The following is a 23555-nucleotide window of genomic DNA, read 5'->3' as shown; positions in this document are numbered from 1 at the left end:
AAAAGTTTAGACAGGTTTAATGTTAAGTATCTTGTTGAAATATTTCATCCAATTAAAAATAATAATAGAAAAAATCACGTTTATTTTAAGTTGAATGAAAATCACTAATTGTTTGATTTATAATTTCTTGTTTAACTAAATTCAAAAAAATATTGGCTTGCTATTATAAATATATTATATACCAAAATATGATATATGTATATAGTATATTAATATATGCAATATAATATAATAAAACAAAATAAATACTTCTTTTTAATAGTAAAAGGATTAAAAAAGTGGTAATTACAAATTTTTAGTTATAAATAAGAGGTAGTGAGGTACCGATGTGTTTATGACTAAAAATTTGTATTTTATTGATTAATAGTGTTTTATTTTTGTTTTGTAAAAGTAAAATGAAATTAAAAATAAATAGGCGAAATCGTTGCGAAAAAAGATAAAAAGGGCGTTCTTTATTGTATCTTAAATGATGTATAGGGAGGTTGATATCCTAAAAAATAGCGAAAGGTTGTTATGAAAATCCAAATGTAAAAGTTTGGATTTTTTTTGTTTTTAGTAGGTCATAAAACATTGTGTAGAAATGGGGGAATTACTGTAAAAGAAAGTAATATGCCGAAGAAATATGGTACTTTGTAGGTGATTTGTGTTGCTTTGCGTGTCCTTTTAGGCGGAATGTTACAGCCTAAATCAAAAATAAATTAACTATGAAAGTATATTTAAGAGTTCGTAAGGGACAACTAAGTAAAACAAGAGAAGGACAAGGAAAGGTAAGAAAAAATAGTCTTTACTTGGTGTACTATGATAATGAAACTAAAGTTAAAAGGTATGAGTTTCTGAAATTGTACATTTATGATAAACCACGAAATTTTGTTGAGAAAGAACATAACAAAGAGACAATGTTGTTAGCTGAAGCAATACGCTCTGAAAGAAGTTTGGAGTATCAAAGGAATAAACACGGATTTTTTGATAGGTTTAACGAAAAGGTAGGGCTTCTTGAATATTTTCTTAAAATAACAGAGAAAAAATATGATTCTACATCGAATTGTAATGTTTGGCATTGTGCATATCAACATTTAAAAAACTTCTGTAATTCAAAAGAGATTTTGATTTCAAAGGTAGATGAGACTTTCTTGGAAAGATTTAAAAATTATCTTTTGAAAGAAAACATCGGAAGAGGAGGAGTGAAGTTGCAACAAAATACAGCTTTGTCGTACTTCAATAAATTAAATGCGTGTTTTAAAGAAGCTCACAGAGATAAATTGATATATGAAAATCCGTTTGTTAGAGTGAAATTGATAAAAGAAAAGGAAACGAACAGACAATATTTGACTTTGGAAGAAATAAAAAAATTGGTCGTTACAGAGTGTTTGTATCCTGTTTTGAAAGATGCGTTTCTGTTTAGTTGCCTGACAGGGCTACGTTTTTCAGATATTGAGAATTTGACTTGGAAGAATGTAGTTAATGAAAATGGTATTTGGTATTTGAAATATATACAAAAGAAGACGAAAAGTGTAGAGAATTTACCGATTAGTGAAGAGGCTGTAAAAATTATTGGTAAACGAAAAAAAGATAATGATAAAGTATTTGAAAATCTGATATATAGTGCACATCACAATAAGATATTACACAAGTGGATAAAAGATGCAGGAATTGATAAACATATAACATTTCACATGGCAAAGCATAGAGAAATTCGTAAATGTCAAATAACCAGTAGATTAGTTTGATTATCAATAAGGGATGGTAACGATAAGGAAACCAGTGAGCTTCTACACTCTACCTCATTTTGCCATTTTAAAGAACCACTTTGTAAGTTGCAAAGATAAGAGTATATCGTGAGAAAAAAGAATTTTCTCTGAGTTATTTTCGTAAAGCTGTCCATTGGGGCTGCTTTTTGTTTTCCGGGTATTCTATTCTTATGATAAAAAGCAGTCTCCGGAGACTGCGTTTTCTGTTTTCGCCTAGTTTCTCTGTCTGCACATCCTCCACTTATGCCCATATATCATGTCGGGATCGGTTGTTTGTTGTCAGCGGCAAAGGTAGTTCCGGGCTTTTACGGACAAAAAAGGTCGGGGCGGCAAGCCGTTTAGACGACAATCTCCACACTTCCATTTCATTGCAGGTAGTATTCTCGCCGTAAAACCTTGTTTGTCCTAAGCCCAACCTTTTTACGCCACTGAAACGAAAACGACCGACCCGACGGAAAGACGCATAAAAAATGTTGGATATGCGAGAAGCAGGGAAAAAGAAAAGTTGAAACTCAAACTCCCTCACCTCTGGAATCTGCATAAAATCAGACAAGATGATTTTTTCCGAAGTAAGGACGGGACAGATAACCGTTCAAGAAGAACAGACGGAGTAAAGCGGTCGGCAGATTTGTCGACTGCTCCTTTCTTTCGTGAGCTCTGGGCGGACAAAGAGAGGAGCAAAAGTCCCCCAATGAAAAGCACCTCGTTACTTTTGACAGTGAGTTGAGACGACTCAAAAGTAACAAAAAGCTAATTCCTCCATTTAACTATTCTTTATGTTTCATATCTATGAAATCAATATTATCTCTCATATCTAGAGTCACGATATTTTTATGTATCTCCAAAAGTCCTTCCCATTGAAAAGATTAAGGAGTTCTATGTGCCTGCTCAGAATCATCTCATTCATTTTATATATTTTTCATTCCAAACATAACTTTAATCACTTCCTTATAAGCATGTCCAAACTTCTTTTTGTCTTTCTCGGTCATCTCCAATTCCCATTTATTCATCACATAATACCGAAAGGAATTACATCGTGTTACAATGTCTCGTCCTTTTCTTATATAAGTTTGGTAACCATACAGAAGATTATGGAATTTCCGAAAGTCCTTATACGACCACAAAATCCATCATCTGATTCATATCACCTCCATCTGCGATTTTTCTATGAACCCTCATGTCTTTATATTCAAACATAAACAAATGATGTCGTGTTTTGATAGCAATATCAGGTGCTGATTGTTGCGCCGCAAAACAATGCTTATTGTAGATTTGAATACGCTTGTCGCCTATCATAAGTTTCACCAACTCATAGAACAATTTCTCCTCCGAGAAATCTTTTGTTAACAAGTTCATAATGGTTTTTTCAGAATAGACCAGTTTTAATTCTTCTTTTACACTCCACCAAAAGCCATCGAACAATAAATGCGTATAGTACGGTTGCGATACTATTAGGTATTCTTCTTCGGACATCTTCAGCACAGGATACTTTCTGAAACAGGTATTATCTAGCAACTCCTGCTCGGCAAAGATTGTATCCATCTTGTTTACATCCCATATATCAATACATTTATCTGCAATATATGTAGTAAACTCATCCCATAATCGTAAAGCATTAGTTTGTTTATAGTCTTGGCGATGCACACAATATAGACCTTCTTTAAAATTCTTTTTATCGTGATAAACAGCCAAAGGCATTTGCGCCAACAATATATAACTGAACTCATTCTGGAATCCATAATTATTCACAACCCTTCTGATGGCTTCACCCACCTCTTTGTGTTCTTCCCAAATTTGGTTAATGCCACAAACTTAAGAATCTGTGCTTTTTCCAGTTCCTTCTTATTCTCACCAAATAGATCGATATTCAGTACATCTTGCTGCATAATAATCTTTGCATCTCGAATATCTGTGTCACCATCTATCCTTACCAAGATTTCCTTTTCACGCTGCATCTCCATACTGTTCTCCAGCAAAATGGCTTTCAGCAAAGCTTCGTATGCCTCAAAACTTTCACCTATACCCTCTCTTTCATTGGGAAGTCTCAATACTTTTATTAATAGACGATAAAGTGCTCGATGATTAATCAATGTCAGCCAGGTACTATTAAATTTTTCCTCTAGTGCTTTCAATCGGCGAAATAGTTGCTCGACTTCAGACCTTTCCCTATAGTTTTGGAACATAACCAGAAGCCCATGTTTCGCTTCCATTGAAAAGCTATCAAAACAGTCCACACTAATCATGTGAACTACACCTTCTATCAGCCATCGTTTGTTGATGCCTGTAAGGTATGTCTCCAAATCTTCTACTTGTCCATTAAACAAGTCTGTATATTCTACTGTCTTGGTAACATAAGAGTGATGTCCCAATAGTTCAGGTTGTTTGGTTATTGCACTCATTATATCTATTCTCAACTCTTCACCGTCCAAAAGTCTTTCACCTGCCATATACCTACTGAATGACATGGTCTGATTCATAACATTTGTCATCATATCGCCAATATTAATTGTCGCGAGATCAAAGGTTGTTTGCTTATAGTAGCGAGTAAAGTATTTTAGGAATCCGTCCTTTTTAAAGTTGCCCTTATAAAGGGTAAGAGTTCCTAGATCCATTAATATCAGCGGGCATATTCTCTCGTAATCAATTCCCTGACGAGTGCACTCTTCACGCATCTTTCTCTGCAAGTAGTTTTTCCAGCCTGCATCTACTTGTCTTGCATCAGCTAATACCAGTACCATGAATATTCTGCTATCTCTATCTATGTTCTTATCCCAAGCAAATTCTCCTTCCAAAATCCTCTTAGCATTCCTAATAAGCTGTCCTACAGCCTTATAACGTCATTTGTTTTTCTTAGTATCCAGATAGCCACAAAGTCTTTGTCAACTTCATTCAAGAGTATCTGCATGGTTCCTTCTGCCTTGACCTCTTTGGGTATTTTGACATCCTTGCATTCAAACAGTATAACATTCTTTCCGTCTCGAATATAAAAATCTGGAGGAGAACTCAACTTCTTCTGGGGAACTACATTCCTACATTCATCGTCAGCAAGCGAAAATCATCCATGTGTGTTAGTTACTTCTTTCAGGCAATTTACCAATATAGTCTTTTCCGAAAACTCTGTTGTAAAGATTGTATTAAACCCCTGCATATTATCAGGGTACTTACATTTCCACAAATCATTGAATATGAAATATAGCCCATCAAACATCCTATAAATCATAAATGAAACATCTATGACGACATATTCGTGAGGTGCTATCTTAATAAATGGTTTCTCTCTAAAAGTTTGATAATCCACATTATCTTCCAAGGGGATGACTTCATGAATGTCAATGGAATCTCTATCCACTATCTGCTCAGATAATAATTCTTCTTCATCCCTAAGTCGTTCAAAGTTGATAACACCGGTTTTATCTCTGGCTAAAGCTAAAATGCTCCAATATGTTCTCAAATAATATTTCCATGATGTAAGACCGTATACTTTTAGAAATTCATCATATAGGTCTTTGAGTTGAGGATGCTGGGACACAAAATTGAAGAACTTAACAGTTCGGATATTCTGATTCCTAACCAATTCATTAATATCTGATTCCTGATTTATAAAGTCATTATACGCAAACCTCGACATCAAAAGACAGGCTAAATACAATTCTAAATCATTCTCTTGTTTGTATGGTGATTACCCTTGATTTCTGTTAAGGGTAATTTCATTGGCTATCAAAAAAGCAATGTATAAATTTTTCTCTAATTGCGCAATGTTATCAGAACCATCACTTTCTGGCATAGCCATGATGTATTTCAGCAAAAGTAGCGGTGTCTCGCTGCCAGTTGCATATTCCATCGGTTGTTGCTTTCTTTCTGTCTCCAGTGCGAAATAGGCTTTATACCTATGGATTGCACCAAGTAACTGGTCTAAATTATTAGGACCAAAGAAGAATCTCGACACATCAATCTGAGTCGTTTTCTCATCTCTGAAATCAGGATTATAGAAAGGTTTACCAACCAACTTATTCTGCATATTTGAAACTAACCTGATAGCCCAAATACGCGGTAATCCAGCAAGGAGTTTTTCGAGAGGATACATTTCTCCATTTGGGTACAATTGTTTGTATCCAACAATTCCTGTCAGCTCTCCTTTATTATATATAGCCATCTTATTTTGGAATTTTAACATATGTATTTTCTTATACCTAGCTGTCATCTTTGAATTCCCCAATAAACAACATCAAATAATTGTTCATAGAAGCCATTAGAGCAGTTTGATTTTAGAAACACATCACAGCTTCATCAAACTATGTTTTACCCTATAGGGATAGTAAATTCAGTCCTGCTTTGTGGAATTTGAAATGCTTATTCTCTTACTGAAACATATAGTCATTCTTCTTTTGATTCCTCTTCTTTTTCAGTACAAAAAGGAAGTTCTTTACCGAAAGTTTTCACTTTTTTATAAGACCTTTCAAGTATTAATTTTCGGCTTATACATTCAAATTATAGCTTATTCTGCAAAGTTACTCACACATAATGAGAAAGACGAAGAAAATGGAAAGAAAACGCCCCTTGCGGAGCATAAAAATGTAGCAAGAGGCGTTTTTGATAATCAAGGCATATAAAACAGGGCAAACTCCACCTTTCGCCGTTTGACGAGTCCTCGTAATACCTTGCCTTTGTATCGGCAAAAAGAGACAAATTTACGGTAGAAATTCCTATCGCCGGACTCTATCTTCCGTAGCAGCAGAGCAACCGCATCAAAAATTTCGAGAAAATACAAGTTGCTAATTTTCAAATGATTGCATTTCGGAGATTATACTCAAAGATAAAGAATGTACTCAAAACTATGATTGATAATCAAGTGCTTACATTTTGATGCGGTTGCCCTGCCGTAGCAGTCGGCTCTTGGGATGCTTGCCGTATCCCAGCAACCTGCCCGTCCCGACATTGTAGGACAGGACGGTAAGCAGCAGAACAGTTCCACTTAAAACATCTGAAGATAGGGAATTACAACAGCTTCTTGAATTTCATTTCAGCCAATCTGTTGATTTCATCTTTGTAGGTCTCAAGATGATGAAGGATGATGTTCTCGACATAGATACCGATGGTCATATCTCTATTCCTCATAGACATGACTATCTCCGCCAATGTGTCCTGCAATTCTTTGGCAATGTAGATGGTCTTGCGATTTTTCAAAGTGTTGCGACAGATGAAAAGCGACTCATAATCGCCTTTGTCGGACTTTCGACTTTCTCTTCTTGGGACTCTTGAAAAATCCTTTGACATTGGCACGTCATTTGGACTTTCCGATTCAACACACTGCTCTTCTGATTGAGAGCGTTTTATCTCACTCTCTTTTCTTTTCATGGGAATACCCTGTGAAATAAGTTCTCGGATGGCAACGGGATCTACCTTGCCGTTTTGATTCTCTGTCATACTTCCTTATTTTTTATTGTTATACAATTCACTGTTCATTTCGTTGCCGATATATTTACCAATGAAGATGAATACATCTGCTATCGAAGATATGCCCGATAATCAGCTTATACTGGTAGGGCTACATCCTTTCGTTCATACCCTTTCTGTGGAGATATTGATTAGTGTCCATCAATACAATCGTTCGATTGTATCTGCTTTCGCACATTCCCACATTCAAATGAAAGAACCAAGGATATACTCTTTGATATACCCCTCGCTCATATCGCTCATCGAAACGTGATATTATCGAAGACACATACCATTACCGACATATTCGACAGTGCAAATATATAGCTCGGTGATGCTATAATCAGTGTGATTTCCTTTAGTGCGTACTTGTGGCTTCGATTTGGTTATTTGTGGCTTCGTCTCTCTTAATGGCTTTGGGGACAAGAGGTCGTAACTTTGCAGCAAGCGATAAGCCGGTATTTCATGGCTTTGAAACATACATTTCGAGAAGATAAAGCACCGCCTTTCGAGGCGGATTTATTTGCGTCGGAGCAAATAGCAAGGTATGTCTTGCGTTACCCGAAATTATTTCGGTAACTCAAAACCCTTGCTCTTGCAGAGGGTGGAACACCTCCAAAGTCGGTGTTCTTGGATAGAAGTTTTCGTTGTCTTGATTGGCTATTTTATCGTGAACGCTCTCTGATGGATTTCAATTGTGTTTAGCACGTTCGATTTCCAGAAGAGAGAATTACAAACTATTAAAATCCAAAGTAATGACAAAGAGAAATGTGGGACGACCTCCCAAGAATGAACGAGCCAGCCATTGTTGTATGGTTCGATTTACGGACACTGAATTTACTCGTTTCCTTACGCTGTTCGAGCAATCGGGGCTTCAAAACAAAGCCGCTTTCATCAAGGCAAGGGTCTTTAATGAGACTTTCCGGGTGATAAAAGTGGATCGTTCCCTGCTTGATTATTATCAGAAACTGACGACTTTGTACGGGCAATTCCGCAGTGTGGGAGTGAATTATAACCAAACAGTTGTCGCTTTGAAGAGCAACTTTACCGACAAAAAAGCCTTTGCAATGCTCGCCAATTGGAGAAACTCACACTTGAATTGGCAATAATCGGAGGGGAAATCGTGCAATTAACCCGTGAATTCCAAGATAAATGGCAACATCGGCGATAGCCTTTTATTGTGTAGTGTTATTCCTCAATGAAAGAAAATCAGGCTTCCCGAAATGAGAGGGAAGCCTGATTAAGCCATTTGAATGCAGTTATCGTTTCTTGAACTTGCCACCTTTCAGGTCGCTATCCACCATACGCTTATTGAGTTTCTCACGGAGTTCACCAAGGAAATAGGTACGACTGTCATCTTTGCAACGCTTCATGTTCATATAGAAGTTGTAGCAGTTCTTTATCTCCACTCCGAAGATTTCGGAAAGAGCATCTGCCAGTTCTTCTACGCCAATCTCTCCATTATTAATGCAGTCGCAAGTGTCAAGGGCATAAAGGAGTTCGACTAAGTCTGTTACCTTACCTGTCCAACAGAGTTTCTTGGCAGACTTGACGGGCAAAGCAGGAAGAAGCCCCTGCATTCGCACCTTCAGCAATTCCAGCTCCGTGTCAATGACAAAGAGTAGCTCCAATACATTTTTTCCCCTCTCCGTCCATCAAGTACTTCTCTTGCAAGGTTTGTAAACGAAAACGAGTATAGCGGAGGATACGAAACAACGAGACAGTATCTTCTTCTGTATCACATAGAGCAACAACCTTCAATATAAAGTTGTCTGACACCTTTTGTATCTGTTCTTTTGTAGAATAAGAAGAGAGCATTATCCTAAAGTCTTCTGTTTGAATAAGTCTTAGCATAATCATATCTTTTAAGTTCAACATTATATATTCTCTGTCGTGAGATGTGATTGATGATCTATCTCCCTGTGAATTCGGACGGCAAAAAGCAGCGTCATCAGGGTTGCAAAGACATCGGCGACAGGCTGGGCATAGAGTACTCCGTTCAGTTCCCAATACGATGGTAGTAGCAATATGGTAGGGATAAAAAACAAACCTTACCGTCCAATATTGAGCAAAAGGCTTTGTCTTGCTCTTCCGATTGCCATATATAGTGTAGAATATACAAATTGAAATCCGAAAGTGAAAAACATAATCGTATTGGCTCGAAGGGCAATTCGTGCAATTTCTTGCATTGTTTCATCTTTTCCAAAACAACTGATAACATGAGAAGCAAACATGAGTATGAAAGTGCTCCAAAGTACACAAAATGAGGTTGTGAGTATCAGAGAGCAGTGCACCGCTTCTTTTAATCGTTGGAAATTGCCTGCTCCGTAATTATAGCCTGCCATCGGTTGGAGTCCTTTGACAAATCCGAAGACCACATTTGTTCCCAAAGTGACGATTTTCAAGACGATTCCTACAGCCGCGACTGCCTCTGCCCCATATTTCACCGCGGCTCTCTGCAACAAACTGATAGAAAGAGTTTGTAGCAACTGTAAAAAGAGCATAGAGATACCAATCTTTATGATATCTGTGTATAATCTTATCGTGGGAACGAACAAGGCAAGTGATACTTTTGCCTCTGCTTTCGTAAGGAAGAAGCGAATATAAATGGCTGTCGTAATGATTCTTGAAAGAATGGGCCTATGCCGCACCTTCCACGCCCCAATTGAAAGTGTAGATAAACAAGGGGTCTAATGCTACATTGACGACAGAGCCAATAATCATTGCCGTTGCGGATGTTTTCGATGCACCTTGTGAAACAATGATATTGGACATTGATACATTCAATGTTCCTATGACACAACTGATGATGAAGAGTCTTCCGTATGCTTCTGCTAAGTTTATCATCTCCTCGTTTGCCCCCATGAAAAGCAGGATGTCTGGCAGGAACGCATTGCATACAAGGGCAATGAGAGCAGCTAAAATCATAGAGGTGATCAACGATACGGAAGCGATCTAACCTGCTTTGACAATCAGCTTCGCCCCCAACAAGCGGGATATATACACTCCGCCTCCGACACCGAACATCAAACCTATCCCGAGAAACAACAGCGACAGAGGGAAAACGACCGATACAGCGGCAACGGGAAGAGTTCCCAAACGTGCAACCCAAAAAGTGTCCACCACATTGTATATTGCTATCACCAGCATTGCAATGACAATAGGTATCCCCAATTTTGTCAGAGCTTTCATCATACTTCCTTCTTGCAAAAAATTCACAGCGTTGTTCATCCTTGTAATCCGTATCTTTTTAAGTAAATAAATTCCGCTACAAAGGTACAGTGGGATACAGATCGTCACAATAGACGAACAATGGGGATAATAGCACTATTCGTGGTAATTCTTTCTGAAGAGCGTGGGAGAAACGCCTACAACCTTGGTAAACAGTCGTGTGAAGTAGGAGTAATCGTCAAAGCCCAGACTATGCGTAATCTCCTTGACGGAGGCTTTCGTATAGACTAATTGACGTTTAGCCTGCAAAACAATCTCGTCTTGGATATGGCGGCTCACGCTTGTCCCCAGAACAGCATTTACCGCCTCATTCAGGTAGGCAACGGTAATGTTCAGCCGTCCGGTATAGAACGAAGGTGAACGGTTGCTTTGGATATTACTTTCCAGCAAATCCCGAAATTCCCATACAATCTCCTTGTGTCGACTCACAGTTCCCTGCAATTCGGATTGAACCTTTATCGCATTTGCAACGTTCTCCACGACCAATCCCACAATGACGGTGGTCAGTCGTTGAACGATTGCTTTGGCAGATGGATTTTCCATGCAACTCAATTTGCGGTCGAGAAGCGATAGTAATAGTTTCAGTTCCGAGATGTCTGATAGTTGAATTCTGGGGCAACCGTATCGCTCCAGTGTTTGTTTTTCCTCCTCGTTTACCAATACAGAGTCGATAATCAGAAACGTTGCGAAAAGATTGAAAGCGTCGATGATACGGTGTACTTGTCCCGGATGGATGATAGCCAGACTTTCTTTCCCGAAAGTGTATTCCTCGAAATCAATATTCAGACAGCATTGCCCATCCTCTATGAAGCCAAAGAAATAATAATCATCGGTATGGGAAAAGGCATATTTTTCCGAAGATGCCGATGTTTGGAAGACGACTGTCTTCAGATATACTCCGAAATCGGAGAGTTGTGAACTTCTATGGTTGGGGAACCGGGACATTCTTTCTATTATTTTATTATTGACAATACGCTCTCAATGTCTATCATGCCACTGTTGAAACTTGCTCATCAAGAAAAAAGCGGAGAGTAAGCCAAGCATTGTTAGGATAATCCCAACAACTACCCATAAGAACATCTGTAAAGGAGATAGAATAGATGCGTTTGCAAATTCAACAAAGGCATAGACACAATAAGGCAATGTCAAGATTGTGGTAATGATAACAGGTATATATTTTTGGTATATTGCCCATTGAGCAAGATATACTATAAGATGGATGGAATATCCTGAAAATGCAGCGAACCACCATTGATAAGCATCTATCCACACGGCACAGAAAGAAATGAGGGAAATCAGAATGAACTGGTGGGCAGTCCAAATGGCAAATGTGGCTGTGGAATAATCAAAATGTCCCCTGTGTGCAAGAAACTGTTCGAATTGAGGGAAACGCCTTTTCAATTCGTCCCTATTTCTGTCAAGCCAATGCCTGAACATAATAATCTCCTCGTATTTGTGAACCATGAATACAATAGGGAGAAGTAACATTGTCAGTTCTAATTTCGTCATAACTCATCTGTTTATGATCTCATGCTCTACTTTAATAGCTTCGCTGCAAGTTTATAGGTGAAGAGAATTTTGGGGTTGGACAAATCCCATTGTCGTACTTCCTGCTGGATTAATTCTGCGTGCTTCTTGCTTATATCCCTTAAAGCATTTCCAACAGATTTCCGAAGATACTCGCTCTCATGTGCTTTGTGCTTACTGATTAGGGCAATAGCCACCGATGGATTTCCTTTGAAGAACGGGCGACTTGTCCAAATCCTCAACCCTTCAGTTACGGCACGGATAACATTCGGATTGTTATCATTCAGTCATTCTTCGATGAGAGGTAAGGATGCTTCATGTCCTCTGTGTTTGCAAACTTCGTCAAAAGCCTTTGCAAGCATTTCCTGCACACGCCAATTTTCATCAGTGCTTACTTGTTCTTTCAGAAAATGAAGTGCATCATTATTCGTTGTTGCCAATCTGCCCAATATAGTTGTTGCCAACATTCGGGCTTGATAGGCTTCATATTCAAACAACGTGTGTACAAATTGAAAACACTGCTCCTTTGAGTACGCCGAAAGGATTTCATCAGCCCCATCAAGGATATGCTGAAATCCGTGCTCAATTGCTACAATATCACATAATATCTTATCTATGCGCATCATTAAATTAATAATACCTTTAAAATCTCCATAAATTTTTCTGCAATTAACGTTTCGTTGGGAATTTCGGAAAACGCCAAAGGCGTTAATTCTTTCCGATAATTAGGACTTAATTTCAACCATATACCAAAGAAATCCTTAAACAAAGGGGAATCATTGACGGTTTTTGTACACCAACCATCAGGTTCGGAAAATTGTTGTTGGTCGTGTATAAGAAGTTCTTGGAAATCATTTCTAAAATCTGCTGATTGGATATAATTAGAGCATTCATTATCGTTGATCAAATAATATAAATCATAGAAATGACGGATTTTCGAAGATAAAGATTTAATGGTATCAGCCTCAAATGAGAAACGAAATAGTGAAACCAATTTCTCCACAATCGTTCTCCGTTTGTCTAAAACATTGATTGAGAAAGATTTTAAATTGTATTGTTCTATCAAATCTATTCTGCCAATAGTTACAAGATACTCAGTCAGAAACGAGCTGATTTCCTTATTGATGTATGGATATGGATTCGCATAAGTATTGACCTCAATTAAAATCTGTCCTGCTTTCACAGCGGAAGAAGTTAGTCCGACCAATTTTGGATATTGATAAATTGCCTTGTAGAAACGGGAACCTTTACTTGTTACATTGGGTACGACAAGTTCGTTTAAATCGGCTGACATATTCTTAGCAAGCCGTTTGATAAATGTTTTTAGTTGGTTCCCAGAAAAAGAATCCGCATCAATAATAGCTATATCTATATCCTCAGAAAAGCGATTGGTTAGACGGTATGCTTTAGAGAGGGATGTTCCTCCTTTGAAAACTACTTTCTCGGCATTGACATTTTGAGACATTCTCTGTAACGCACGAGTAATCCAATAGTCCTTCTCGATAAATTCTGGTCTTATATTCAGGGTGTTTGCTGCAAAATTGAGTAGTTGGGCAAACAGAGGTTGATTTTCGTGCAGTTTCATCTTATATTCCATTTTTTTTGATTAGGCAATACTTCTTGCGGGATTGATAAATTATAAAATGTCTGGTAATTAAGCGACGTTTGCAGTATCAGAACATCTTCGTTCGGATTCAACACTTCAAGCATTGCACCCAATAATGCGATTGTCTGCGGAGTGTATTTTAAAGACAGTTTTTTTATTTTGTTGCGTTGAATTTCGCTTAACTTAGATAATAGTCCCAAGAGTTTTTTACAGTTATCCGCAGGATTAGTGTCAGGAATATTTTTGAAGAAACGAAGGCAATCAAGCAACTGCAAAAGAGGAATATTCTCTTTTGTAATTGTATTCCATTGCTTTACAAATTTTATCCTGTAATAACCACGCTTTGTGCTTTTCTTATCTTTGATAGTGCCTATCTGCAAAATGGCAGAAACTTGTGTAGTCAATCCAAGCTCATTAAAAATTTGATATCCTGTAATATAACCAATCAGTTTGCCGTTCTCTTCCAGTAGGTCCTTTACAATCTGATAGCTGCTGGGCATAAGCTCGCCAAACTCTGTCATTTTTGTTTTATAATACTGTCCTTTCGACAAACGTCTAATTTCACCAGCTTTAGTCAAGTTTTCCAAGACCTTGTTTACTGATTTCTGCTTGGTAACTTCAACAGGAAAATCGCTTGCGGAAAACACAATACCATAATCCGTTCTCTCTATTTTGTTTCTTACTATTTCTGAAATGTTTTCGCTCATAAATTCGTTTTTATTCCTACAAAAACACGAACACTTTATCGCACAATTCACTCTTCATCTTTATAATACACCTTGTAAAATTTTCCACGATCATCCTCTCCCTGTTCTACGTTTTGGCGATTGCCAGCAATGACGATTTGGATTTTCTTGTCCAAATTGATGACACGTTTGTAGGACCGCTGCTGCTTTTTACAAGCGGATTCGGAAATTTCGAACTGATTATCGATGACAATATCACTTTGATCCTCATACTCTTGCTTATATTGATGAAATCTTTCAATCACTTCGGGTTGAGCAATTACTTCATGGGCAAAATCATTAATATCAAAAGTTTCTTTCTCTTTGAAAAAATGCAACGACTTGTTGAGCAAATCAATTTGGTCCACTTTGGAAACCTCAAATTCCTTAGGCAATTCTTTGGTTACAAAGTTCTTTGCTAACGTCATAAAATTTTGCGTATTAGCGTATTCGTCTTTACGCTGGCAGACATGTAGGAAATCGTCAATCCAATATTGAGCTTCTATGCCCTTGTTGGTATTATCAACCACAGCAACTACATATCCGTTTTCTCTGTCCTTATTGAAAATCAGGCAGCCTTTGTCTAGCTTTCTAATGTTGATACCCTTGTCGCTCTCTAAATTGAAACTGCCGTTTTCACGCAACACCTTCAAAAAGGTATCCTTATTCTCAGACTTGAACAAGCCCACCGCATCAAGAGTTTCTCCATCTAATATACAGTCTTTAAAATAGACAGTATAAAACTCTCCGCCTTTGATTTTTGGGTGGGTGCTTTGCTCATACAAATGTTTTGTCAGATTTACCGATTGTTCATAAAGTTGCTCAGGCTCATCGAAAATCTTGGATACATAGGTATAAACCTCATTCAACACCAAATCACTTTCGTGGTAGAGTTGATAATATTCTTCGGATGTGAAAGAATTAATAAAATATGTTGTTAAAATTTTCTTAATATTACTATTTAATTCTGTAGGTAGTATGGAGAATAACGATCCTTCATCTGCAATTTTATTACCAACTATATGCAAACAAATATTTGATATATAGGTATCTAAATATACAATTCTCATTATTTGTTGTTATTTACGTATGCCAAAAAATTATTATATACAATAGATTTTTGTCTGTCCATTTCAGATAGTATCTGTGATTTTAATTTCCTTTTGTCTCGTATGCCCAAATTACGTTCAGTATTGAATTGAGATATATTAATTTCAAATTCAGATTTATTAGCCTTTGAAGAATAATCCGAAAAACCTAAACTCAAGGTCATCCTACCTTTTTCACCCATATAATCATACGTAAAAGCCGCATCAATATTCCACAATACTAGAGACTTATGAAACTTATTGTCTTTCATAAAATCTTTTTTATCCAGAGAATCTCCCGATAGTAGTATCTTTTTTAATTTGTCCATCCATTTAATTTCTTCTGGAAGTGCAATGTCTTCTTCTGGTTTAATCGAAATATCCTTTATGTTTTCGCAAGAAAAATATTCAGTATCCAAATGAGTTGTCAGTCTATAAAAAAACACAAATCGTGTTTCATTGGAAAATTCTGAAAAAAGAATCTTTCTTGGTTTTTCATCTTGATTAATAAGACCTTTTTGTTTAAACTTATTCACTTGCACTTTTATTATTTGTTCCGCCAAATCCTTTGTTTCTGGTGCAGTATGGGTAATTCTTATATTCCCTTTCCCATTTTCATTAATAAACTCAACTTTCCCGATGAATTCGTTGGTCTGTTCGAACCAAGATTTGTTTCTATCGTGGCGACAAATTGTAAATTCAGCAATCAGATGGTTCTGGTTATTGTTTAATTTGGTAAAAAGAATTGGTTGTTTAAGTTCGCAAGTAGGTAATGATTTCTTCAAATAATCGTTAATATCAACCGATAGTATTTCAGGGACAAATATATTATTAGTTATTGCCCAATTAATTTCTCTCGAAAATGCTTTTTCGTTATCTTCCTTTTTAGAGAATGAATTTCTAACTTCCTCAAATTCTTTTGGGGACAATAACAAAGTCTGTAATATTGGTACGGTATATTCCTTTTCTTGATTTAAAGTAAAGATGCCTCGTTCTTTCAGTATTCTGTGTATTTCTGCATTGGATATTATATTTTGATTAGCATATCCACGAAGCATTTCCCCATATGGAATAAACTTGTCTATATCTTTATGTTCTACATTCATATTATAAAGCATTTATAGGATTAATATAATTTATAACAGAAACAGTTTTTGTAAAATCGGCATCTTGGAATCCTTGTTTCAATTCATTAACGACATTGCTATGTTTCAATTGGTCGTAATCGGGAAAGGCAATGATAACTTCTCCAACTAAATTTGTCGAAATATCCTTCGCCAATCCCATTAGACGCATAAACTCATCAGCTTCAAAATGATCTATTGTTGCCAAAAACAATGAAATCTCTTTGTTATTACTTTTTTTCTCTAATTTTATTGGAATTACACTAGAGTTAAGATACTCAATTGGGAGAATTTTCCCTGCATTACTTCTATTCTGAGGGTTGAGATTTCGACCGGTCAAAGGATAATAGAAAGAATATTGAGAATCGTTTTTTGTTTTAATAAACTTCATTACTTCTAATATGAAAGTTGCTCTTCTATTATCAACTAGATAAATGGTATTATCCCTTGTATCTTCAAGCCTTACAGAAGATACTGATTTGATTAAGTCTGTATCGGATTTTCCAGTATTGTTTATCCAAAATAAAATACCAACGTCATTTATTGAATTACACCGATAATTTTTTAACACCTTCTGTTTTTCTTCGGAGCAGTCATAACATTCAAGCATTGCTATTAGTTCTTTCATAAATTCCCTAAACTTTGTATTGGGATTATTGGGATAATTTTGATCTTTGACTGAAATTATTACATTATTCAACTGCCCGTCTACAAGTGGGCTTTGGTAAGTGTATAAAAAATCTATGCCATGTGTTCGAGAGGGATTCCCTTTTTTATTTTGATGTAATTCATTACTGCATTTCAATTCAATACCTTTGGATAAACTGTCCCAGCCGACTGAATTGAAAAATTTTTCGGCGTAATCTTCTCCGTATTCGCCTATTTTCTTCGATTTTTCTCCCATGTTTTTTTATATTTAAAATTCAACAATTTTCCTTCAATTACTGCTTCTATTAGGGCAATAGCTTCCTGCTCTTTCAGGTGTACCTCGTAGCGGAGTGCGTTGGCTTGTAATATCTTATCATTGCCTAGGCCCTTTCGAAGTTTGTATTCCAAGTCGTCACAAAGGTATACATTTTTCGTGTTTATACCAAAGAAAACACGAAAATCTTTTTAGGTACTTCCGAAGGGAAGCATATAACTGTGGATGATTGAAGACTTGCTTTCTCTTAGAGTTGGTCTTCTCTACTGACTACCATCAGCAGAGAATCCTTGACTTCTGCGTTTATAAGCGTAAAAACAATTAAACAGAAACATCTATATCGCATAGTTTCACCAAACTATCCTTATGGAAAAGCATAGTGTCTTTATATTCTCATAGAAAACATCTTTTCTGAACATGATGAGAAATTACAGAGTTAGTTCTGTAAAACACCGAACAGGTCGGTAATCTCGCAAACCAACATCCAAACGGGAGCAGTCGGGATGTGTATATTTCCATTCTCACTGATGGTTATGATTTATGTTTTCATACTAATTCAATATTCATTGCTTTTTCTTCTTTCGATTAACCTATCCATATCCTCCGCAATCTTCTTCTCGGAAATCTTCGCATAGGTCTGCGTGCTAGTAATGGAAGCGTGTCCCATCATCTTGGCAATACTCTCTGTGCAAATCCCTTTGGAAATTAGAAATGAGCCGAAGCTGTGCCGGGCTTGGTGGTAGGAGAGATTCTCTTTCTGTCCGATAATGACACCGAGTTCGTGTATCTCGAACCACATGACATCCCTGCTCGGCAATGGAAAGACCGGCTGCGTGTCATCAGTCGTATTGTACAAATCAAGTATCTGCTCCGCTATCGGATGCAGGGGAATGAAGGACTCTACTTTCGTCTTCTTGCGGTTGATGCGAATATATCTTCTATTGTCGGCAGTCCGCCCGATATGGTGTGGATAAAGCAGTAGGGTATCAACATAGGCAAGCCCCGTAAAACAGGAGAATATGAAAGTCCGTCGAGCCAGTTCCTTCAAAGGGTCATTGGCGGGCAGTTTCAGTTCCAGCAGTTGTTTCAGTTCAGTCCTGCTGATATGCATCCGCTTGGAAGGTGGTTTCTTCTCATACTCCAACTCTTCCAGAGGATTGGCACGAATGATCTCATGATCTACGGCAAGATACATCAGTCTGTTCAGCCAGCAGAGGCAATGGTTGGTCTGCGATGCTCCGAAGTTCTTGTATCGCTTCAGGTAGGCCTTGTATTCCCGTCCGAATTCCTCGGTGATATCCGAAAAGGCGATGTCCGTCTTGCCTTTCGAGTCCAAGAACTCACGGAGATAGCTCTGGTAATACCGAGAACTCCTGTAGGTCGAAGTGGAGTCGATTTCCTTGGAACGGACGGAAAGGCGTTCTCGCTCCCTTTCTCCCATTTGGAGCAGATGGGAAGGAACAATCATATGACCTGCAATTTTGTTTTTCAATAGTTCGGCACTAACCACACCCTGCTCTTTGAGCATTTCATCATAGAGTTGCTCCACATGCTTGCGGAACTCTTTCAAGCGGTTGTTTGTTCGCACGTCCTCAGTCTCTGCCTTTTTGGCATTCCACTGTTTGGGATTGCAGGAGATACCTGTGGTTATCGTCCTGCTTTTCCCGTCGATGGAGATTCGGCAAAGTACGGCAGTCGTACCGTCCGCACGGACTTTGCTTCGGTTGATGTATAACAATAAAGAGAATGTACTACGCATGGTTGTTTCATTGTTTTTTGATTTTCACTTTGTTTTCTATATGTCTGTGTGTTTATAATACGAGTTTGAGGTCTTTTGTCGCCTCAATATATATGTCCATGTCCTCGAATAGCTTCTTGGGCGTAATTTTCGCATAAACCTGCGTAGTTTGCAGGTTCGAATGCCCCAACATCTTGCAGATGGTCTCGATGGGGACACCGGCTTCCAAGGTAATCAGCGATGCGAACGAGTGCCTGCCGGCATGGTAGGTCAAGTCTTCCCTGATGTCGGCAAGGACAGCCAGACATTTCATGAGGCGGCGCATATTGGGATAGTGCAACATCGGGAAAAGAGTCTGACGGTCGTCATCCCTGTATCCCTCTATCAAGGCAAGGGCTTCGGGCAGCAGCTTGACACAGGCACGAAGCTCGTTTTTCTTGCGGCGGTATTTAAGCCACAAACCGTCATCGTCATCCTTGAACAGATTATCCCGTGTAACGGAAACGGCATCGGCATAAGCTGTTCCCGTATAGCAGGCAAAGAGAAAGAGGTCCCTTGCCAAAATGTGGGAGGCTCGGTATTCGGGGATTTCCAAATCTCTAATTTTCTCGAAGGATTCTCGGCTTAGGGTTTTTGGTGTTTTCTCCTTTGGTTGGGGAAGGCTGAAGTGGGCGAAGAAGCATCTGTCGGCATGTCCCTCCTTGTAGGCTTTTCGGCATACTTTCTTGACGATAGCCAAATAGTGCCGGCAGGTATCTATGGCAAGTCCTTTCTCGTCCAAGATGAAACTCTGATAGTCATGAATGAACTGCTCCGTCATCTGACCGAAAGTGATGTCTTTGGTGCGAAACGTCTTTTCTATGAACTCCGCCAAGGTTCTCCGGGTATAGATATAGGCAGGGTAGGTTCCTTTTGCACGGTCTATCCCGATACGCTTTCTCAATTCCTCACAGACAATGTCCGTCATCCCTAATAGGGTCATCTGCGTTTCGAGGCTTCCCTGAAACAGGTTCTTGACGGCTTCCACATCGAAGTCTGCTTTTCTTTCCACAAGCGTGTTGAATGCCGTATGGATGGAGAGCATCAGTTTGTCCAGCTTCGCATTGGTCCCCGCGGCTCTTGCCTTTCAGACGGCTTTCACGAGGATTCCACAGGTCGGGTGTGCAGGAGATTTTGCAACTGAACTGCACCATCGAACGGTTGACGGTGATACGTCCCATGATGGGAGCTTTGCCCGACTTGTTTAATCGGCTCTTTTTGAGGTAGAGCAACACCTTGAATTTTTCTATTTTCATACGCTTTAATTTTATGAGCAAAATTACCCGTTATCAAAGCGTTCTCTGATACGCAAAACATTGATAAACAGATAAGAAGAAGCCGAATGAAAAAATCTTCCAATAATCGTTACCTCAGTTTGTTCGGGGAACAACAGGATAACGGTTTGGTAACTGAAAGGTTTCAATATTCCACACAGTTCTGCCTACCTCTATCTGTTGCAGAATATAGAAAAACGATTAATTCACAACACGTTACAGGTTTATTCTCTACATTCTTCCAATTCCTCGAATGGAAAGTATTTTCCATTGCGGTCGTCATAGTTTTGCAACGTTACAGCTTTCTGCTGATACAAATATTTACACGGTTAGTAAACTGTTGGGACATAAACATATAAGAACTACGGAAATATATGCAAAAGTTATCGATAAGAAAAAAATAGAGGCTGTATCTAAAATTCCTTGTATCTTTGGATAAATTTTTTAGAGATTCAAAGATATGAAACATTTTGATAAAGAGGTTATGTGGTTAGAGATGTGTAGCATTTCAGGAATTGTTGCAGATTTAGCTAAATTAAATCAGCAGGATTTAGAGCCGTTTATCAAAGGCTATACGGAAGATGAGTTGAAAATGATTATGAAAGAAAGTGAAGGTTTAAAACGTTACATAGATAAATTAAATCTTCATCAAGAAAAAGGAATAAGTCCTTTGTGTATGACGATAGTTAATGATAATGTATATGACAACACAATTTACTTATATGATATAAGTCCTAAGAATACAGAAGAAAGAATTTTATATTTTCAAAGATTAGTAGATTGGTTGCACTTAGCATTGAGGCACTTATATCTAAAGGGAGAAAGAAAATACGATATACCTGCTTTTAAAACAAAAAAAGAACTTATTGAAGATTATCAAAAAATAAGTAAGAATATCATAGATAAGTCTTTCATTGAAAATAAAATAGAGAAAGTTGTAGAGATAATAGACTCCTTAGCTAATAGGAAGGAATAAATGTTTAAGTTTTATTGCTAAAAAATATGTCAGTATTTATGAAAGTAGTGAGGATATAGAATACTCTATAGAATTAATATTTAAAGACATTGATATAGAAATTAGTAAAGAAATAGACATCGATGACAATATTAAAAGTTATCTTGTTCAAGTTGCATATTTGGTAGCTCCTTTGTATGGATACTTGGAGTATAAACGATTTCTAAAGGGAGAGTTAGAAACCTTTGATGAGTATTCTAAAGGAAATAGTTTTATGGTAAAAAGTGAATATGATGGTGAAAAACTAAATTTACTTTGGGAAGAACTTGGAGGAAATAAAGAAAACGGAAAATTTATAGAGAAAATAGCTTTTGATGATTTTAAAAGAGTGTTCAATGGTACGAAACTTAAAGATATTGATAAACCTATAATTTGGAAGCTGAAAGCAAAGAATAATAAAGAAAATACGGATTGGCAGAGCTTATTAATTTTAATTGATGAGTTGGTAGGACTTAATTTCAAGAGAAAATCAAAAGAAGATTGGATGGCATATGCAAAAGAAATTAAAAAAATTATAGGAAGATGTTTTGAATTACCAAATGGAGATATTAAAGAAAAGCTGAATAAATCATTTAAAAAGTATTGGGATAAACTTAAAGAAAATAAAGATAAAAGAGATTCAGAAATAATTAGACTAATAGACGGTGTGTGGAATAAATAAAAAGTATATTGATTTTCAGTGAAATATAAATTTTTTATGTCCAAAAATATTCCTCTTAAATTGACTATATTAAAGGTTAATTCAAAATATTTTAGACAATGATTTATGCATATATCCGTGTGAGTTCAGATAAGCAAACCGTAGAAAACCAACGCTTTGAAGTGGAAAAATTTTGTAAAAAAGAGGCTTTAACAATAGACGAATAGATTAACGAAACCATTTCAGGAACTCAAAAATTAGAAAAAAGAGAACTCGGTAAACTCCTCAAACGAATGAAAAAGGACGATATTTTAATCTGTTCTGAGCTATCTCGTTTGGGGCGTAACTTGCTGATGATTATGGAAATACTCAACGAGTGTATGAACCGAGATATTCAAGTTTGGACAATTAAAGATAATTACAGATTAGGGAGTGATATTAATTCCAAAGTCTTGGCATTTGCGTTCGGACTTTCCGCAGAAATAGAACGAAATCTTATCAGTCAGCGAACCAAAGAAGCCCTTGCTCGGAAAAAAGCCGAAGGCGTAATTCTTGGCAGACCCAAAGGTAGAAAATCTTCTAAAACCAAACTAACAGGGCAAGAAAAACAAATTAAAGAATTGCTTGATAAGAAAGTCTCATATTCTGCTATTGGCAGGATTTTGGGCGTTCATCGGCTGACGGTAAGTACTTTTGTGAGGGAAAGAATTGTTGCAGGTTAAACGGTGGTGAAATTCGTAAAATATAAATTTAGATAAACCGTAGAGATATATGTTGTTACATAAGTTGATAATAAAAAGTAAGTATAAGACTCATTGCTTTGTCGCAAATATTTACTGAATATGCGACAGAAATTTATTCAAAAACAAATGAAAGTGTTGATAATAAAATTCTTGATAAAATAAAAAAAGCTAAAAGGGGTACGCTGTTTTACACGGAAGATTTTTTGTCTTTCGGTACGCACAAGGCAATCTCAAAGGCTTTGGAACGATTAGTAAATGAAGGTGAAATTTCCCGAGTAGCAAGGGGGATTTTTTCTATTTTGGAGCGAGACCCTATTTTGGGAGAAATACAGCCCAAAGCCGAAAAAATTGCAGAATCCATACGAAAAAGAGATAAAGCTCGAATCGTTTCGTCGGGAGTTTTGGCGTTGAATGCATTGGGATTATCCACGCAAGTTCCGCTGAATTTGGTGTATTATACTGATGGTTCAACAAGAACTATCAACTTGGTAAACAGGAAAGTAGTTTTCAAAAAAGCAAGTCCTAAAAATTTGTCAGCCATTGGGAAAATTAGCGGTTTAGTCATTCAGGCACTTAAAGAACTTGGCAAGGAAAATGTTCGCGATGAGGAAATAGAAATCATCTTAAAACATTTGAAAAATGAAGAGCCCCACCGTTTGGAACACGATATAAAATTAGCTCCCGAATAGATACGAATCATAA

The 23555-nt window shown here is 37.3% G+C and carries 26 protein-coding genes and 4 pseudogenes; 9 read left to right on the top strand and 21 right to left on the bottom strand.

Translation table 11 applies throughout. The annotated features are described in order from the left end of the window. Positions 1–704 precede the first annotated feature (704 nt). Positions 705–1727 (top strand): site-specific integrase, encoded by a 1023-nt coding sequence (locus GN105_RS11900; protein WP_155285603.1) that lies wholly within the window; start codon positions 705–707, stop codon positions 1725–1727. A gap of 1131 nt (positions 1728–2858) precedes the next feature. On the opposite strand, the gene GN105_RS11885 is transcribed toward GN105_RS11900, so the two are convergent. The 6 genes from GN105_RS11885 to GN105_RS11855 all read right to left on the bottom strand — a co-directional run bounded on the left by GN105_RS11885 (position 2859) and on the right by GN105_RS11855 (position 7172). Continuing rightward, entirely contained in the window at positions 2859–3521 is a 663-nt protein-coding gene (locus tag GN105_RS11885; RefSeq protein WP_155285602.1) for a hypothetical protein, read from the bottom strand. After that, the gene (locus GN105_RS11880; RefSeq protein ID WP_155285601.1) at positions 3494–4540 is read right to left on the bottom strand and encodes a hypothetical protein; all 1047 of its coding nucleotides are present in this window, start codon (positions 4538–4540) and stop codon (positions 3494–3496) included. Before GN105_RS11880 ends, GN105_RS11885 begins: the two co-directional genes overlap by 28 nt. A 263-nt stretch (positions 4541–4803) precedes the next feature. After that, positions 4804–5376, bottom strand: coding sequence for a hypothetical protein (locus GN105_RS11875; RefSeq protein ID WP_173015005.1), 573 nt, complete (start codon positions 5374–5376; stop codon positions 4804–4806). A 51-nt stretch (positions 5377–5427) separates the two neighbouring features. Then, on the bottom strand, positions 5428–5949 hold the full coding sequence (locus tag GN105_RS11870; RefSeq protein ID WP_155285599.1) for a hypothetical protein: 522 nt from the start codon (positions 5947–5949) through the stop codon (positions 5428–5430). Positions 5950–6555: 606 nt separating this feature from the next. Continuing rightward, the gene (locus GN105_RS13100) at positions 6556–6684 is read right to left on the bottom strand and encodes a hypothetical protein (RefSeq protein WP_262884851.1); all 129 of its coding nucleotides are present in this window, start codon (positions 6682–6684) and stop codon (positions 6556–6558) included. Positions 6685–6743: 59 nt separating this feature from the next. Continuing rightward, on the bottom strand, positions 6744–7172 hold the full coding sequence (locus tag GN105_RS11855; RefSeq protein ID WP_155285598.1) for a DUF3408 domain-containing protein: 429 nt from the start codon (positions 7170–7172) through the stop codon (positions 6744–6746). Between the two features lie 67 nt (positions 7173–7239). Between GN105_RS11855 and GN105_RS11850 the strand changes: the two genes are divergently transcribed. Then, the gene (locus GN105_RS11850; RefSeq protein WP_227977433.1) at positions 7240–7455 is read left to right on the top strand and encodes a hypothetical protein; all 216 of its coding nucleotides are present in this window, start codon (positions 7240–7242) and stop codon (positions 7453–7455) included. 481 nt (positions 7456–7936) lie between these two features. After that, positions 7937–8352: pseudogene (mobA, locus tag GN105_RS11845) on the top strand (conjugal transfer protein MobA). 88 nt (positions 8353–8440) lie between these two features. On the opposite strand, the gene GN105_RS11840 reads toward mobA, so the two are convergent. The 15 genes and pseudogenes from GN105_RS11840 to GN105_RS13130 all read right to left on the bottom strand — a co-directional run. Then, positions 8441–8812: an RteC domain-containing protein gene (locus GN105_RS11840; protein ID WP_227978812.1), complete on the bottom strand. Its 372-nt coding sequence runs from the start codon at positions 8810–8812 to the stop codon at positions 8441–8443. Then, on the bottom strand, positions 8790–9035 hold the full coding sequence (locus GN105_RS11835) for a ribosome biogenesis protein (protein ID WP_227977431.1): 246 nt from the start codon (positions 9033–9035) through the stop codon (positions 8790–8792). Before GN105_RS11835 ends, GN105_RS11840 begins: the two co-directional genes overlap by 23 nt. Before the next feature lie 197 nt (positions 9036–9232). Beyond that, complete coding sequence (locus tag GN105_RS13040; RefSeq protein ID WP_227977430.1) at positions 9233–9685, bottom strand: MATE family efflux transporter; 453 nt, start codon at positions 9683–9685, stop codon at positions 9233–9235. Between the two features lie 136 nt (positions 9686–9821). Beyond that, positions 9822–10373: pseudogene (locus GN105_RS13035) on the bottom strand (MATE family efflux transporter). 135 nt (positions 10374–10508) lie between these two features. Further along, positions 10509–11357 carry an AraC family transcriptional regulator gene (locus GN105_RS11825; RefSeq protein WP_155285596.1) on the bottom strand — a complete coding sequence of 283 codons (849 nt, stop codon included), beginning with the start codon at positions 11355–11357 and terminating at the stop codon, positions 10509–10511. Positions 11358–11390: 33 nt separating this feature from the next. After that, positions 11391–11921: an HXXEE domain-containing protein gene (locus GN105_RS11820; RefSeq protein ID WP_155285595.1), complete on the bottom strand. Its 531-nt coding sequence runs from the start codon at positions 11919–11921 to the stop codon at positions 11391–11393. A gap of 305 nt (positions 11922–12226) precedes the next feature. Then, entirely contained in the window at positions 12227–12565 is a 339-nt protein-coding gene (locus GN105_RS13030; protein ID WP_227977429.1) for a hypothetical protein, read from the bottom strand. Next, positions 12565–13536, bottom strand: coding sequence for a nucleotidyl transferase AbiEii/AbiGii toxin family protein (locus GN105_RS11810; protein WP_155285594.1), 972 nt, complete (start codon positions 13534–13536; stop codon positions 12565–12567). The genes GN105_RS13030 and GN105_RS11810 overlap by 1 nt, the downstream gene beginning before the upstream one ends. After that, positions 13521–14252: a DUF6088 family protein gene (locus GN105_RS11805; RefSeq protein ID WP_155285593.1), complete on the bottom strand. Its 732-nt coding sequence runs from the start codon at positions 14250–14252 to the stop codon at positions 13521–13523. The genes GN105_RS11810 and GN105_RS11805 overlap by 16 nt, the downstream gene beginning before the upstream one ends. Before the next feature lie 47 nt (positions 14253–14299). Beyond that, positions 14300–15340, bottom strand: coding sequence for a nucleoid-associated protein (locus tag GN105_RS11800; RefSeq protein ID WP_227977428.1), 1041 nt, complete (start codon positions 15338–15340; stop codon positions 14300–14302). Beyond that, positions 15340–16464 carry a GapS4b family protein gene (gapS4b, locus tag GN105_RS11795; protein ID WP_155285592.1) on the bottom strand — a complete coding sequence of 375 codons (1125 nt, stop codon included), beginning with the start codon at positions 16462–16464 and terminating at the stop codon, positions 15340–15342. The genes GN105_RS11800 and gapS4b overlap by 1 nt, the downstream gene beginning before the upstream one ends. Before the next feature lies 1 nt (position 16465). Beyond that, entirely contained in the window at positions 16466–17386 is a 921-nt protein-coding gene (gapS4a, locus tag GN105_RS11790; RefSeq protein ID WP_155285591.1) for a GapS4a family protein, read from the bottom strand. Positions 17387–17960: 574 nt separating this feature from the next. Beyond that, entirely contained in the window at positions 17961–19163 is a 1203-nt protein-coding gene (locus GN105_RS11785; RefSeq protein ID WP_155285590.1) for a site-specific integrase, read from the bottom strand. Between the two features lie 52 nt (positions 19164–19215). Beyond that, positions 19216–20226, bottom strand: a complete 1011-nt coding sequence (locus tag GN105_RS11780; protein WP_227977427.1) for a tyrosine-type recombinase/integrase — start codon at positions 20224–20226, stop codon at positions 19216–19218. 43 nt (positions 20227–20269) lie between these two features. Beyond that, a pseudogene (locus tag GN105_RS13130) lies at positions 20270–20437 on the bottom strand (Arm DNA-binding domain-containing protein); the annotation flags it as partial. A gap of 86 nt (positions 20438–20523) precedes the next feature. Between GN105_RS13130 and GN105_RS13145 the strand changes: the two are divergent. The 6 genes and pseudogenes from GN105_RS13145 to GN105_RS11750 all read left to right on the top strand — a co-directional run bounded on the left by GN105_RS13145 (position 20524) and on the right by GN105_RS11750 (position 23542). Next, positions 20524–20814 (top strand): hypothetical protein, encoded by a 291-nt coding sequence (locus tag GN105_RS13145; protein WP_444542106.1) that lies wholly within the window; start codon positions 20524–20526, stop codon positions 20812–20814. Further along, positions 20775–20894: a hypothetical protein gene (locus tag GN105_RS11770; protein ID WP_444542105.1), complete on the top strand. Its 120-nt coding sequence runs from the start codon at positions 20775–20777 to the stop codon at positions 20892–20894. Before GN105_RS13145 ends, GN105_RS11770 begins: the two co-directional genes overlap by 40 nt. 21 nt (positions 20895–20915) lie before the next feature. Beyond that, complete coding sequence (locus GN105_RS11765; RefSeq protein ID WP_155285588.1) at positions 20916–21431, top strand: hypothetical protein; 516 nt, start codon at positions 20916–20918, stop codon at positions 21429–21431. A 160-nt stretch (positions 21432–21591) separates the two neighbouring features. Continuing rightward, positions 21592–22131, top strand: a complete 540-nt coding sequence (locus GN105_RS11760; protein WP_155285587.1) for a hypothetical protein — start codon at positions 21592–21594, stop codon at positions 22129–22131. A gap of 98 nt (positions 22132–22229) precedes the next feature. Further along, a pseudogene (locus GN105_RS11755) lies at positions 22230–22832 on the top strand (master DNA invertase Mpi family serine-type recombinase). Positions 22833–22930: 98 nt separating this feature from the next. Further along, positions 22931–23542 (top strand): DUF6088 family protein, encoded by a 612-nt coding sequence (locus GN105_RS11750; protein WP_227977426.1) that lies wholly within the window; start codon positions 22931–22933, stop codon positions 23540–23542. The last annotated feature ends 13 nt before the right edge of the window (positions 23543–23555 follow it).

The sequence above is a fragment of the Capnocytophaga felis genome, assembly GCF_009684755.1.
In the GTDB taxonomy this organism is placed as follows: domain Bacteria; phylum Bacteroidota; class Bacteroidia; order Flavobacteriales; family Flavobacteriaceae; genus Capnocytophaga; species Capnocytophaga felis.
The sequence above is the reverse complement of the archived record's forward strand: the minus strand, read 5'-3'. Positions and strand labels throughout refer to the sequence as shown.

Coding starts and splice junctions, on each gene's coding strand:
- GN105_RS11900 (WP_155285603.1), top strand. CDS start 705: ATGAAAGTATATTTAAGAGTTCGTAAGGGACAACTAAGTAAAACAAGA.
- GN105_RS11875 (WP_173015005.1), bottom strand. CDS start 5,376: ATGTCGAGGTTTGCGTATAATGACTTTATAAATCAGGAATCAGATATT.
- GN105_RS11870 (WP_155285599.1), bottom strand. CDS start 5,949: ATGACAGCTAGGTATAAGAAAATACATATGTTAAAATTCCAAAATAAG.
- GN105_RS13100 (WP_262884851.1), bottom strand. CDS start 6,684: ATGTCGGGACGGGCAGGTTGCTGGGATACGGCAAGCATCCCAAGAGCC.
- GN105_RS11855 (WP_155285598.1), bottom strand. CDS start 7,172: ATGACAGAGAATCAAAACGGCAAGGTAGATCCCGTTGCCATCCGAGAA.
- GN105_RS11850 (WP_227977433.1), top strand. CDS start 7,240: ATGAATACATCTGCTATCGAAGATATGCCCGATAATCAGCTTATACTG.
- GN105_RS11835 (WP_227977431.1), bottom strand. CDS start 9,035: ATGCTAAGACTTATTCAAACAGAAGACTTTAGGATAATGCTCTCTTCT.
- GN105_RS13040 (WP_227977430.1), bottom strand. CDS start 9,685: ATGCTCTTTTTACAGTTGCTACAAACTCTTTCTATCAGTTTGTTGCAG.
- GN105_RS11825 (WP_155285596.1), bottom strand. CDS start 11,357: ATGTCCCGGTTCCCCAACCATAGAAGTTCACAACTCTCCGATTTCGGA.
- GN105_RS11820 (WP_155285595.1), bottom strand. CDS start 11,921: ATGACGAAATTAGAACTGACAATGTTACTTCTCCCTATTGTATTCATG.
- GN105_RS13030 (WP_227977429.1), bottom strand. CDS start 12,565: ATGATGCGCATAGATAAGATATTATGTGATATTGTAGCAATTGAGCAC.
- GN105_RS11810 (WP_155285594.1), bottom strand. CDS start 13,536: ATGGAATATAAGATGAAACTGCACGAAAATCAACCTCTGTTTGCCCAA.
- GN105_RS11805 (WP_155285593.1), bottom strand. CDS start 14,252: ATGAGCGAAAACATTTCAGAAATAGTAAGAAACAAAATAGAGAGAACG.
- GN105_RS11800 (WP_227977428.1), bottom strand. CDS start 15,340: ATGAGAATTGTATATTTAGATACCTATATATCAAATATTTGTTTGCAT.
- gapS4b (WP_155285592.1), bottom strand. CDS start 16,464: ATGAATGTAGAACATAAAGATATAGACAAGTTTATTCCATATGGGGAA.
- gapS4a (WP_155285591.1), bottom strand. CDS start 17,386: ATGGGAGAAAAATCGAAGAAAATAGGCGAATACGGAGAAGATTACGCC.
- GN105_RS11785 (WP_155285590.1), bottom strand. CDS start 19,163: ATGCGTAGTACATTCTCTTTATTGTTATACATCAACCGAAGCAAAGTC.
- GN105_RS11780 (WP_227977427.1), bottom strand. CDS start 20,226: ATGCTCTCCATCCATACGGCATTCAACACGCTTGTGGAAAGAAAAGCA.
- GN105_RS13145 (WP_444542106.1), top strand. CDS start 20,524: ATGAAAAAATCTTCCAATAATCGTTACCTCAGTTTGTTCGGGGAACAA.
- GN105_RS11765 (WP_155285588.1), top strand. CDS start 20,916: ATGAAACATTTTGATAAAGAGGTTATGTGGTTAGAGATGTGTAGCATT.